The 12,917-nt window shown below is 52.8% G+C and carries 11 protein-coding genes and 1 riboswitch; of the genes, 8 read left to right on the top strand and 3 right to left on the bottom strand.

The window, feature by feature from the left end:
* Positions 1-214 precede the first annotated feature (214 nt).
* Positions 215-1,366: an acetylornithine deacetylase gene (argE, locus tag ACE15A_RS21910; protein ID WP_023249167.1), complete on the bottom strand. Its 1,152-nt coding sequence runs from the start codon at positions 1,364-1,366 to the stop codon at positions 215-217.
* An 88-nt stretch (positions 1,367-1,454) separates the two neighbouring features.
* Here argE and argC point away from each other — a divergent pair, with 88 nt between their 5' ends.
* The 4 genes from argC to oxyR all read left to right on the top strand — a co-directional run bounded on the left by argC (position 1,455) and on the right by oxyR (position 5,888).
* Positions 1,455-2,459, top strand: a complete 1,005-nt coding sequence (gene argC, locus ACE15A_RS21905; RefSeq protein WP_023249168.1) for an N-acetyl-gamma-glutamyl-phosphate reductase — start codon at positions 1,455-1,457, stop codon at positions 2,457-2,459.
* A 7-nt stretch (positions 2,460-2,466) separates the two neighbouring features.
* Positions 2,467-3,243, top strand: coding sequence for an acetylglutamate kinase (gene argB / locus ACE15A_RS21900; RefSeq protein ID WP_088734579.1), 777 nt, complete (start codon positions 2,467-2,469; stop codon positions 3,241-3,243).
* Positions 3,244-3,311: 68 nt separating this feature from the next.
* On the top strand, positions 3,312-4,688 hold the full coding sequence (gene argH / locus ACE15A_RS21895; protein ID WP_023249170.1) for an argininosuccinate lyase: 1,377 nt from the start codon (positions 3,312-3,314) through the stop codon (positions 4,686-4,688).
* A 282-nt stretch (positions 4,689-4,970) separates the two neighbouring features.
* Positions 4,971-5,888 (top strand): DNA-binding transcriptional regulator OxyR, encoded by a 918-nt coding sequence (gene oxyR / locus ACE15A_RS21890; RefSeq protein WP_023249171.1) that lies wholly within the window; start codon positions 4,971-4,973, stop codon positions 5,886-5,888.
* Here the strand turns inward: oxyR and sthA are convergent.
* Positions 5,871-7,271, bottom strand: coding sequence for a Si-specific NAD(P)(+) transhydrogenase (sthA, locus tag ACE15A_RS21885; RefSeq protein WP_001120789.1), 1,401 nt, complete (start codon positions 7,269-7,271; stop codon positions 5,871-5,873). The genes oxyR and sthA overlap by 18 nt on opposite strands.
* Positions 7,272-7,469: 198 nt before the next feature.
* Between sthA and fabR the strand changes: the two genes are divergently transcribed.
* Entirely contained in the window at positions 7,470-8,105 is a 636-nt protein-coding gene (gene fabR, locus ACE15A_RS21880) for an HTH-type transcriptional repressor FabR (protein ID WP_000971958.1), read from the top strand.
* Between the two features lie 15 nt (positions 8,106-8,120).
* Complete coding sequence (locus tag ACE15A_RS21875) at positions 8,121-8,480, top strand: YijD family membrane protein (protein ID WP_023249172.1); 360 nt, start codon at positions 8,121-8,123, stop codon at positions 8,478-8,480.
* Between the two features lie 128 nt (positions 8,481-8,608).
* Here the strand turns inward: ACE15A_RS21875 and trmA are convergent, their stop codons facing one another.
* On the bottom strand, positions 8,609-9,709 hold the full coding sequence (gene trmA / locus ACE15A_RS21870) for a tRNA (uridine(54)-C5)-methyltransferase TrmA (protein WP_053510014.1): 1,101 nt from the start codon (positions 9,707-9,709) through the stop codon (positions 8,609-8,611).
* Between the two features lie 114 nt (positions 9,710-9,823).
* A riboswitch (cobalamin riboswitch) is annotated at positions 9,824-10,017 on the top strand.
* A gap of 64 nt (positions 10,018-10,081) precedes the next feature.
* Between trmA and btuB the strand changes: the two genes are divergently transcribed.
* Together btuB and murI are read left to right on the top strand one after the other, a co-directional pair.
* Positions 10,082-11,938: a TonB-dependent vitamin B12 receptor BtuB gene (gene btuB / locus ACE15A_RS21865; RefSeq protein WP_053510015.1), complete on the top strand. Its 1,857-nt coding sequence runs from the start codon at positions 10,082-10,084 to the stop codon at positions 11,936-11,938.
* Positions 11,883-12,734, top strand: a complete 852-nt coding sequence (gene murI, locus ACE15A_RS21860; protein ID WP_053510017.1) for a glutamate racemase — start codon at positions 11,883-11,885, stop codon at positions 12,732-12,734. Before btuB ends, murI begins: the two co-directional genes overlap by 56 nt.
* The last annotated feature ends 183 nt before the right edge of the window (positions 12,735-12,917 follow it).

The following is a 12,917-nucleotide window of genomic DNA, read 5'->3' as shown; positions in this document are numbered from 1 at the left end:
CCACGTAAAACCCGTGGCGTCAATTACTGCGAAATCGGTTCAGCAAACGAAAAAATGGCGATAATTTACGTTATTTAATTCATACCGAATCAAATAAGCATTGCTTATGGAAATGTAAAAAACATGGTAATGACCTGTTGCCGGATGACACTACACTAATCCGGCAACAGGTGGATTCAGGCCCGATAAACATAGCGCTACCGAGCAATATGCATTAATGCCAGCAAAAATGGTGTACTACCTGGGTAATTAATTCCCGGGTGGGCTTAATAAAACGCGTTTCGAGATATTCATCCGGCTGATGGGCCTGATTAATTGAGCCAGGACCGAGCACCAGCGTTGGACATAATGTCTGAATAAACGGTGCTTCAGTACAGTAGTTCACCACGTCGGTTTTCGTACCCAACAGTTTTTCTACTACTTCAACCAGTTGGTGGTCCGGTGGACACTCGTAGCCCGGAATCGGCGGATGTAATTCTGCCACCGTCAGGCGGCCCGGCCAGCGTTCGCTTACGGGGGCCAGCGCGTCGTTAAGCAATCCATTGAGGTCGTTTAACGTCATGCCCGGCAGTGGACGAATATCCATATGTAGTTCACAGCAGGCGCAGATGCGGTTTGAGGCATCGCCGCCGTGGATATGGCCCAGGTTCAGCGTTGGATATGGAACGGTAAACGCCTCGTAGTGATATCGCGCTTTCAGCGCGTCACGCAGTTGCATGATACGGCCAACCGCATCGTGCATCAGTTCAATGGCGTTAACCCCACGCGCCGGATCGCTGGAGTGACCGGACTGGCCCAGGACGCGAACGACATTAGAGATATGCCCTTTGTGTGCGCGTACCGGTTGCAAAGATGTCGGTTCGCCAATGATTGCGCAGTCCGGACGTAATGCCGTGGTTTCGGAAAAATAACGCGCCCCGGCCATGCTGGTCTCTTCATCGGCGGTCGCCAAAATGTAGAGCGGCTTTTTCAGTTGTGTTACGTCAACGTCACGTAGCGCGTCCAGAATAAAAGCGAAGAAGCCTTTCATATCCGCAGTGCCCAGGCCATAGAGCTTGTTGTCGTGCTCGGTCAGCGTGAACGGGTCGCGCGTCCAGCGTCCGTCATCAAAGGGAACCGTATCGGTATGACCGGCCAGCAGCAAACCGCCCGCGCCATGTCCGGTGCTGGCGAGCATATTAAATTTGTTTCGCGTTCCCGGAACCGGTTGAACCTCTACGTTGAAACCAAGATCGCTGAACCAGCCTGCAAGCAAAGTGATTAAAGACGCATTACTTTGATCCAGGGATTCTTCGGTTGCGCTTATCGATGGTGTGGCAATCAGAGCGCGGTAAATCTCGATAAATGGCGGTAAAACGTTTTTCATTGTTGACACACCTCAGGTCATGATAGTATCAATATTCATGCATTAATTGTGAATAAAAATACACTAACGTTGAGCATAAAGGAACCCGATGTTGAATACGCTGATTGTAGGCGCTAGCGGTTATGCGGGCGCAGAGCTTGTAAGCTACGTAAATCGCCACCCACATATGACCATAACCGCTTTGACCGTCTCAGCGCAAAGCAATGATGCAGGAAAGTTAATTTCTGATTTACATCCGCAGTTAAAAGGGATTGTTGATCTGCCATTGCAACCGATGTCGGATGTGCGTGATTTTAGCGCAGATGTTGATGTGGTGTTCCTGGCGACAGCGCATGAAGTGAGCCACGATCTGGCGCCGCAGTTTTTACAGGCCGGATGCGTCGTATTCGATCTTTCCGGCGCGTTTCGGGTAAATGATCGCGCCTTCTATGAAAAGTATTACGGATTTACTCATCAGTATCCTGAACTGCTGGAACAGGCGGTGTACGGTCTGGCGGAGTGGAATGCCGATAAACTGAACGCGGCGAATCTGATTGCGGTTCCTGGTTGTTATCCAACCGCGGCGCAGTTGTCGCTAAAACCGCTGATTGACGGTGGGCTTCTGGAGCTGACGCAGTGGCCAGTAATTAATGCCACCAGCGGGGTGAGCGGCGCGGGACGCAAGGCGGCAATGTCGAACAGTTTCTGTGAAGTGAGTCTGCAACCGTATGGCATGTTTACGCATCGTCATCAGCCGGAAATCGCCGCCCATCTGGGCGCGGAGGTCATCTTCACCCCGCATCTGGGGAATTTCCCGCGCGGGATTCTGGAAACCATTACCTGCCGCCTGAAAGCGGGCGTAACCCATGTGCAGGTCGCCGACGTGTTGCAAAAAGCCTATGGCGACAAACCGCTGGTGCGCCTGTATGACAAAGGCGTTCCGGCGTTAAAGAACGTCGTCGGGTTGCCGTTCTGTGATATTGGTTTTGCCGTCCAGGGCGAACATCTGATTGTGGTGGCAACCGAAGATAATCTGTTGAAAGGCGCAGCGGCGCAGGCGGTGCAATGCGCTAATATTCGTTTCGGCTTCGCTGAAACGCAGTCTCTTATTTAAGGGTGAAATGATGAATCCATTAATTATCAAGCTGGGTGGCGTATTACTGGATAGCGAAGAGGCTCTGGAACGTCTTTTTACCGCGCTGGTCAACTATCGTGAGTCCCATCAGCGTCCGCTGGTGATTGTTCACGGCGGCGGTTGCGTGGTGGATGAGCTGATGAAAGGGCTTAATTTGCCAGTGAAAAAGAAAGACGGCCTGCGCGTGACGCCTGCCGATCAGATTGGCATCATTACCGGCGCGCTGGCGGGAACCGCTAATAAAACCCTGTTGGCCTGGGCGAAGAAACACCATATCGCCTCTGTTGGTCTGTTTCTGGGCGATGGCGACAGCGTAAAAGTGACCCAACTCGATGAAGCGTTAGGCCACGTCGGGCTGGCGCAGCCGGGGTCGCCGAAGCTGATTAACACTCTGCTGGAAAACGGTTTTCTGCCGGTAGTCAGCTCCATTGGCGTAACAGATGGCGGCCAACTGATGAACGTCAACGCCGATCAGGCGGCAACCGCGCTGGCGGCGACGCTGGGGGCCGATCTGATCCTGCTTTCTGACGTGAGCGGTATTCTGGACGGCAAAGGCCAGCGTATCGCTGAAATGACGGCGTCCAAAGCAGAGCAGCTTATCGACCAGGGCATTATTACCGACGGTATGATTGTGAAAGTGAATGCGGCTCTCGATGCTGCGAGGGCGCTGGGTCGCCCGGTGGATATCGCTTCCTGGCGTCATGCGGAACAATTGCCAGCGCTGTTTAATGGTACGCCGATTGGCACGCGTATTCTGGCTTAACTATTTGTGCGCCGGATAATCGTAGCGCTATCCGGCAGTGAAATTCGAAGAATTTAAGGAAGTATATTATGGCACTTTGGGGTGGGCGCTTTACACAGGCGGCAGACCAGCGGTTTAAACAATTCAATGATTCGTTGCGCTTCGATTACCGTCTGGCGGAGCAGGATATTGTCGGTTCTGTGGCCTGGTCCAAAGCATTAGTCACGGTGGGCGTACTGACTGCCGATGAGCAACGACAGTTGGAAGAGGCGCTGAACGTGCTGCTGGAAGAGGTTCGCGCGAATCCGCAGCAAATCCTGCAAAGCGATGCGGAAGATATCCATAGCTGGGTGGAAGGTAAGCTCATCGACAAAGTGGGTCAGTTGGGTAAAAAGCTGCACACCGGACGCAGCCGTAACGATCAGGTGGCGACGGACCTGAAACTGTGGTGCAAAGAGACGGTGATGGAGCTGCTCACCGCCAACCGCCAGCTACAGAGCGCGCTGGTGGAAACCGCGCAGGAGAACCAGGACGCGGTAATGCCGGGATATACCCATCTGCAACGCGCGCAGCCAGTGACTTTCGCCCACTGGTGTCTCGCGTATGTCGAAATGCTGGTGCGAGATGAAAGCCGCCTGCAGGATACACTCAAACGTCTGGACGTGAGTCCGTTAGGTTGCGGCGCGCTGGCGGGAACAGCCTATGAAATCGACCGTGAACAATTGGCAGGCTGGCTGGGCTTCACGTCTGCGACCCGCAACAGTCTGGACAGCGTGTCGGATCGTGACCACGTACTGGAACTGCTTTCTGATGCGGCTATTGGTATGGTGCATCTGTCACGCTTCGCGGAAGATCTGATTTTCTTTAATTCTGGTGAAGCGGGCTTTGTGGAGCTTTCTGACCGCGTTACTTCCGGTTCATCGTTAATGCCGCAGAAGAAAAACCCGGACGCGCTGGAGCTGATTCGCGGTAAGTGCGGTCGCGTACAAGGGGCGCTAACCGGCATGATGATGACCTTAAAAGGTCTGCCGCTGGCTTATAACAAAGATATGCAGGAAGACAAAGAAGGGCTGTTCGATGCGCTCGATACCTGGCTTGACTGCCTGCATATGGCAGCGTTGGTGCTGGACGGTATTCAGGTGAAACGCCCACGTTGCCAGGATGCGGCGCAACAGGGGTATGCCAACGCCACGGAGCTGGCGGATTACTTGGTCGCGAAAGGCGTGCCGTTTCGCGAAGCGCACCATATTGTCGGCGAAGCGGTGGTAGAAGCCATTCGCCAGGGTAAGCCGCTGGAAGCGTTGCCGCTGGCTGATTTACAGAAATTCAGCCGCGTGATTGGCGACGATGTGTATCCGATATTGTCTTTACAGTCGTGTCTGGATAAACGGGCGGCAAAAGGCGGTGTTTCTCCGCAACAGGTAGCGCAGGCCATCGACGATGCGAAGGCGCGCCTCGCGTTGTAGGCCTGATAGCGTAGCGCCATCAGGCAATATAGCCCGGCCGAGCGTAAGCGACGCCGGGTTTTTTACGCAAAAAAAAGCGGACCAGAGGTCCGCAAAAGTTCACGTTGGCTTTAGTTATTTCGGGTTCGAGAGATACCCTCTGAACGGGCGGTGTCTTCAAGGGTTAAACGAGAAACCGCTCCGTTTCTGTGATGTATTATTAATCAGAAAGGTTGATAGGGATAATCGTTCGTTGCTATGCTACCTATCGCCATGAACTATCGTGGCGACGGAGGATGAATAATGAATATTCGTGATCTTGAATATCTGGTGGCGTTAGCCGAACATCGCCATTTCCGGCGAGCGGCGGACTCCTGTCACGTCAGCCAGCCAACCCTTAGCGGGCAAATTCGCAAGCTGGAAGATGAGCTGGGCGTTATGCTGCTGGAGCGTACGAGTCGTAAGGTGCTGTTTACCCAGGCGGGCTTACTGCTGGTGGATCAGGCGCGCACCGTGCTGCGTGAGGTCAAGGTGCTCAAGGAGATGGCAAGCCAACAAGGTGAGGCGATGTCCGGCCCGTTACATATTGGTTTAATCCCAACGGTTGGCCCCTATTTGCTGCCGCTTATTATTCCGATGTTGCACCAGACTTTCCCGAAGCTGGAAATGTATCTGCATGAGGCGCAAACCCATCAGCTGTTAGCGCAACTCGATAGCGGCAAGCTTGACTGCGCTATTCTGGCACTGGTGAAAGAGAGTGAGGCATTTATCGAAGTGCCGCTGTTTGATGAGCCCATGATGCTGGCTATTTATGAGGATCATCCGTGGGCGAATCGCGATCGCGTGCCGATGTCCGATCTGGCGGGCGAAAAATTGCTGATGCTGGAAGATGGCCACTGTCTGCGCGATCAGGCGATGGGGTTCTGTTTCGAAGCGGGAGCGGATGAAGATACCCATTTCCGGGCGACCAGTCTGGAAACGCTACGCAACATGGTGGCGGCGGGCAGTGGTATTACGCTACTTCCTGCGCTGGCAGTGCCGCAGGAGCGTAAGCGCGACGGCGTGGTCTATCTGCCATGCATTAAACCGGAGCCGCGTCGTACCGTGGGGCTGGTTTATCGCCCGGGATCGCCGCTGCGTAGCCGTTATGAGCAACTGGCAGAGGCCATCCGTGGCGCAATGGATGGCCATTTCGACAAGGCGTTAAAACAGGCGGTTTAAGCCGTTTAGCGCCGCAACCCGATAAGCTTCCGCCATGGTTGGGTAGTTAAAGGTGGTGTTAACGAAGTACTCGATGGTGTTACCGCCACCTTTCTGCTCCATGATCGCCTGGCCGATATGAATAATTTCGGCGGCGCGTTCGCCAAAGCAGTGAATCCCCAGAATTTCTTTGGTTTCACGGTGGAAGAGAATTTTTAGCGTGCCGACGTTCATGCCAACGATTTGCGCTCGCGCCAGATGCTTAAACTGCGCGCGGCCCACTTCATAAGGCACTTTCATTGCCGTTAACTGCTGCTCGGTTTTGCCGACAGAACTGATTTCCGGAATGGTATAAATCCCGGTGGGGATATCTTCGATAAGATGCGCGGTCGCTTCGCCTTTCACCAGCGCCTGCGCTGCAATACGCCCCTGATCGTAGGCTGCGGAAGCCAGACTGGGATAGCCAATCACGTCGCCCACCGCATAGACGTGCGGCAGGGCGGTCTGGTACATGCTGTTGACCTTGAGCTGTCCACGGCTGTCTGTTTCCAGACCAATATTCTCCAGCGCCAGCGAATCGGTGTTACCGGTACGGCCATTGGCATAGAGCAGACAGTCAGCCTTCAGTTTTTTGCCGGATTTCAGGTGCATGATGACGCCATCATCGCAGCCTTCGATTTTCTCATACTCTTCATTGTGGCGAATCACCACACCACTATTCCAGAAATGGTAAGAGAGAGAGTCGGACATCTCCTGATCGAGAAAGGCCAGCAGGCGATCGCGAGTGTTGATCAGATCCACTTTCACATCCATACCGCGGAAGATGGACGCATATTCGCAGCCGATAACGCCGGCGCCATAAATAATAACGTGGCGCGGTTCATGGTGGAGGCTAAGGATTGAGTCGCTGTCATAAATGCGCGGATGCGAGAAATCCACATCATTGGGATGGTAAGGACGCGAACCACAAGCAATAACAAATTTTTCTGCCGTTAGGGTTTCAACCGTGCCGTCATGGCATTCCAGCGCCAGGGTATGTTCGTCAATAAAATGGGCGTTGCCCTGCAAGATTTCACAGTGGTTACGCTCATAAAACCCCTGACGCATACGCGTTTGTTGATTAATCACGTTATCAGCATGGTTGAGGATATCGGCGAAAGAAGAACGAAGGAGACGGGAGTGGTCGCTATAGAGCGGGTTTTGATTAAATTCGATAATACGGCTGACGGCGTGGCGAAGGGCTTTGGATGGGATGGTGCCCCAGTGGGTACATCCGCCGCCAACGTTATGATAACGCTCAATCACCGCGACGCGTGCTCCTTGCTTAACCAGACCCATTGCAGCGCCTTCACCGCCGGGGCCTGACCCTATGACGACTGCATCATAATCCCAGGAATGTGGCATGGTATTACTCACCTGTTTTTATACATAAAATAAACACGATGATAACATTTGCCCAGCTTTAACCCAATTATCGTTGTGCTTTTTTGCGAAGCCGGAGCACAAACTGTCTGTAAACAATCATTCACAATCCAGTGTGAACCCGTTACTTTTATTCTCTGGTATAGTGCCGAATAAGGCATATGGAAGGATTCAGACATTGTGATGGGTGTTAGAGCGCAACAAAAAGAAAAAACCCGGCGTTCGCTGGTGGAAGCCGCATTCAGCCAACTGAGCGCTGAGCGGAGTTTCGCCAGCCTGAGTTTGCGTGAAGTGGCGCGTGAAGCGGGCATTGCGCCAACGTCGTTTTACCGTCATTTTCGCGATGTTGATGAACTCGGTCTGACGATGGTGGATGAAAGCGGTCTGATGTTGCGTCAGTTGATGCGTCAGGCGCGACAGCGCATCGCGAAAGGCGGCAGCGTCATCCGCACGTCGGTCTCCACATTTATGGAGTTTATCGGCAACAACCCCAACGCCTTCCGTCTGTTGTTGCGCGAGCGTTCCGGCACTTCAGCGGCGTTTCGTGCTGCCGTCGCGCGGGAGATTCAGCACTTTATTGCGGAACTTGCCGACTATCTGGAACTCGAAAACCATATGCCGCGTGCGTTTACTGAAGCCCAGGCCGAAGCGATGGTGACTATTGTCTTTAGCGCGGGTGCAGAGGCGTTGGACATCGGCGCTGAACAGCGTCGGCAATTAGAAGAGCGGCTGGTATTGCAACTGCGCATGATTGCGAAAGGGGCGTATTACTGGTATCGCCGTGAGCAAGAGAAAATAGCACATCATTCCGAATAACGTGAAGGACGAGTAATGAAACAGTCAGGTCAAGATAAAGGTACGCTGTTGCTGGCGCTCATCGCTGGCTTATCGATTAACGGCACATTCGCGGCACTGTTTAGCGCTATTGTGCCGTTCTCCGTATTCCCGATTATCTCGCTGGTGCTGACGGTATATTGCCTGCATCAACGCTACCAAAATCGTACTATGCCGGTGGGTTTGCCGGGGCTGGCCGCCGCCTGTTTTATTCTTGGCGTTTTACTGTATAGCACCGTCGTGCGTGCAGAATATCCGGATATGGGTTCTAATTTCTTCCCGGCGGTGCTGTCGGTGATTCTGGTATTCTGGATTGGCTTTAAGATGCGCAATCGGAAGCAGGACATCGCGGAGTAGTGTGCGAATGCCAGATGGCGGCGCAAGCGCCTGATCCGGCCTACAACTGTACATATATGTAGGCCGGGCAAGCGAAGCGCCCCGGCAGAACGCCAGATAGCGGTATAATCGGCTATCCGACGTATATTTTACCTTGCGGTCAATAACACCCCGCATTCCATATGATGCGTATACGGGAACTGATCGAACAGCGCCAGGCGAGACACCGTGTGCGTCTGGCTTAATGTTTCCAGGTTTTTGCACAACGTTTCCGGATTGCAGGAAATGTACAGAATACGTGGATAAGCCTGCACCATTTTTTCAGTTTCGCTGTCCAGACCGCTGCGCGGCGGATCGACAAAAATGGTTTCGCACTGATAGCGCTTCAGATCGATCCCCTGTAAGCGATTAAACTCACGGACGCCGTTCATCGCCTGGGTAAACTCTTCCGCCGCCATGCGAATAATCTGAACATTATCAATATGATTAGCGGCAATATTATACTGCGCGGCAGCGACGGACGGTTTGGCGATTTCGGTTGCCAGCACGCGGTTAAAATTGCGCGCCAGCGCTAAAGAAAAATTGCCGTTGCCGCAATACAACTCAAGCAGATCGCCTTTTGAGTCTTTCGTCACCTCCAGCGCCCACTCTAACATCTGAATATTCATGGCGGCGTTTGGCTGCGTAAAGCTGTTTTCGACTTGGCGGTAGATCATTTCTTTACCTGCCACAGGCAGACGCTCATCAATATAATCCTGATCCAATTCGACTTTGGTTTTAGTGGCCCGGCCAATCAGGTGTACGTTCAGACCTTGCGCGCGTAAAGCATCGCGTAACGCAGTGGCGGCTTCATGCCACTCTTCGTCCAGCTTCTTATGGTACAGCAACGACACTACCGCCTGGTTGCTCAAGGTGGTGAGATAATCGATCTGGAACAGCTTATGCCGCAGTGCATGATTATCGCGCACGCCGGCAATCATCGCCTTCATTAAGGTATTAATCAGTTGGCTGGCCGCCGGGAAGCTGTCAACGCGAATCCGGCTTTTGGTCTGCTGATCAAACATAATGTGGTACAGGTCATCGCCGTCATGCCACAGGCGAAATTCCGCACGCATACGATAGTGACTGACCGGCGAGCGAAATACTTCCGGAACCAGGCCAGAAAACGGCGCCATCATACTCTGCAAGCGCGCCACTTTTTCGGCTAGCTGCGCCTCATACTGTTCTGTCGGAAGATGTTCGGGGGTCATATCGCATCCTGAATAATAAAAGTACGCGGGGATTGTAGGGATTGCTCAGTGGATGTCCAGCTATTGATGATTTCTGATTTGTGATGCGCGGTCTGGACAGGGTGTTGTGACAGACGGTAGCATCCGTGGGCCGGTCCTGTGAGTTAATAGGGAATCCAGTGAAAATCTGGAGCTGACGCGCAGCGGTAAGGAAAGGTGAGATGAGAGCGTAAGCAGACACTGCCTCCGGTGGGAAGTCATCATTTCTGCTATCCAGCCAACGGATAACCCTCCAAGCCCGAAGACCTGCCGGCTAACGTCGCATCTGGTTTTCATCATCGCGTACTATCGATGAAGCCTGCGGCATCCTTCTTATATTGTGGATACTTTACAATGATTAAAAAAGCTACGCTGCTGACGGCGTTCTCCGTCACGGCCTTTTCCGCTTGGGCGCAGGACACTAGCCCGGATACCCTGGTTGTCACCGCCAACCGTTTTCAGCAGCCTGTAAACTCTGTTTTGGCGCCAACTGATGTCGTCACCCGCGAGGATATTCAGCGCTGGCAGTCAAAAGATCTTAATGACGTAATGCGCCGTCTTCCTGGTGTGGATATTTCACAGAGCGGCGGAATGGGGAAGAGTTCCTCGCTGTATGTTCGCGGCACCGAATCGCGGCATGTCCTGGTACTGATTGATGGTGTGCCGATGGCGCGGGCGGGCATTAGTAACGCGATTGATATTGGTCAGCTTCCGGTGTCGTTAGTGCAGCGCATTGAATACATTCGCGGACCGCGTTCAGCGGTGTACGGTTCTGGCGCGATTGGCGGCGTCGTCAATATCATTACGATGAGCAATGACGAGAAATCACAGATCAACGCCGGTATGGGATCGGATGGTTACCAGACCTATGATGGGATTATGAATAAACGGTTTGGCGATACGATTGTAACTGCTGCCGGGGCGTATGAGACGACCAGGGGTTTTAACATTCAGCCTGACTCTCCCTATAACGGGGACAGTGACCGGGACGGCTACCGCAATAAGCTGTTCTGGGGAGGCGTACAGCATAAGTTTAACGATAACGTCTCCGGTTTCTTTCGCGGTTATGGCTATACGGCGAATAGCGATTACGATCAGGGTTCATATGGTTATGTTGGCGGCAATGATGAGGCCCAGAATTACACCCAATCTTGGGATGCTGGCCTGCAATACAGTTCTGGCATCTATTCTTCTCAGCTGATCGCCAATTATCAACATATTAAAGATTACAACTACAGTCACGATCTTGGTCGGTATGCGGGGGATGCCTCGCTGGATAACATGGAGCAGCGTTATATTCAGTGGGGTAATAGTGTTGAAGTTGGGTACGGAGCGGTTAGCGGCGGGGCTGACTGGAAACAGGAAAAGCTGACCTCCAGCAGTACAACGAAGGCCGATACTTACAAACGTGATACCACCGGGCTCTACCTGACCGGACAGCAACAAATCGATAGTGTCACGTTGGAAGCTTCTGGCCGTGAAGATCATGATGAGCAGTTCGGCTGGCATGGGACATGGCAGACCGCAGCGGGCTGGGAGTTTGTTGATGGTTATCGGGCAACTCTCTCCTATGGTACGGGGTTCCTGGCACCGTCCCTTGGGCAGCAATATGGCGCGACGCGTTTTGCATCATCTTATGGGCCTGGTATTGCCGCTAACCCAAACCTAAAGCCGGAAGAATCCAGGCAGTGGGAGGCCGGCATTGATGGGCTGACCGGACCGCTGGATTGGCGCCTTTCTGCATATCATTATAAGGTTCAAAACCTGATCGATTATACAGATAATCAATACGTTAATCTGAAATCGGCCACTATTAAAGGTCTGGAGTGGACCGGAAATATCACCACCGGCCCGGTAGATCACCACCTGACGCTGCAATACGTCGATCCGCGTGATGATGAAACCAATAAGGTTCTCTATCGCCGTGCTAAGCAACAGGTAAAGTATGAGCTGACCGGACAGATTTTTGAACTCGGCTGGAATGTGATGTATCAGTACCTCGGCGAACGTTACGATAAAGACTTCGACAATAATAGAGATGTAAAAATGGGCGGCTTGAGCTTGTGGGATATTGGAGTTTCATATCCGCTCACCTCACATCTGACAGTTCGTGGTAAAATAGCCAACCTGTTCGACAAAGATTACGAGACAGTTTATGGCTACCAAACTGCAGGACGAGAATACACCTTGTCTGGCAGCTACACCTTCTGAACCACGTCCCACCGTGCTGGTATTTGATTCTGGCGTCGGTGGATTGTCGGTCTATGATGAGATTCGGCGGCTCCTGCCGGATCTCCACTATATATATGCTTTCGATAACGTGGCATTCCCCTATGGGGAAAAGAGCGAAACGTTTATCGTCGAGCGCGTTGTCGACATTGTTACTGCGGTACAGCAGTGCTATCCCCTTTCACTGGCGGTGATAGCCTGCAATACCGCCAGTACGGTTTCACTTCCCGCATTACGTGAAAAGTTTGCCTTCCCGGTGGTGGGCGTTGTACCTGCGATTAAACCAGCGGCGCGGCTTACCGCAAATGGCGTCGTCGGGCTACTGGCGACGCGAGCGACGGTCAAACGTCCTTATACTCACGAGCTGATTGCGCGCTTCGCCAATGAATGTCAGATAGCTATGTTGGGGTCGGCAGAACTGGTGGAACTGGCGGAAGCTAAATTACATGGCGACTCGGTATCGCTGGAAGAGCTACGCCGTATATTACGTCCATGGCTGCGAATGCCGGAACCGCCTGACACGGTCGTTCTGGGGTGTACGCATTTCCCTCTATTACGAGACGAGATTTTGCAAGTCCTGCCCGAAGGGACGCGGTTAGTGGATTCCGGCGCGGCGATAGCGCGTCGTACAGCCTGGCTGTTGGAGCATGAAGCGCCGTATGCAAAATCGACCGATGCCAATATTGCTTATTGCATGGCAATGACGCCAGAAGCTGAACAATTATTGCCCGTTTTACAGCGTTATGGCTTTGAAACGCTCGAAAAACTGGCGGTTTAATGGCGTTTTGGGTAAATACCAGGCACTTGGAAAATTATTTTAAATTTCCTCTTGTCAGGCGGAAATAACTCCCTATAATGCGCCACCACTGACACGGAACAACGGCACACAGGCCGCCGGGTCAGCGGGGTTAAGACCAGAGCCTCACGGAGAAAAGCGAAAATAAACGCTTGACTCTGAAGC

The organism is Salmonella sp. HY31 (assembly GCF_042604575.1).
GTDB lineage: Bacteria > Pseudomonadota > Gammaproteobacteria > Enterobacterales > Enterobacteriaceae > Salmonella > Salmonella diarizonae.
This window is presented reverse-complemented; position numbering and strand designations above follow the sequence as displayed.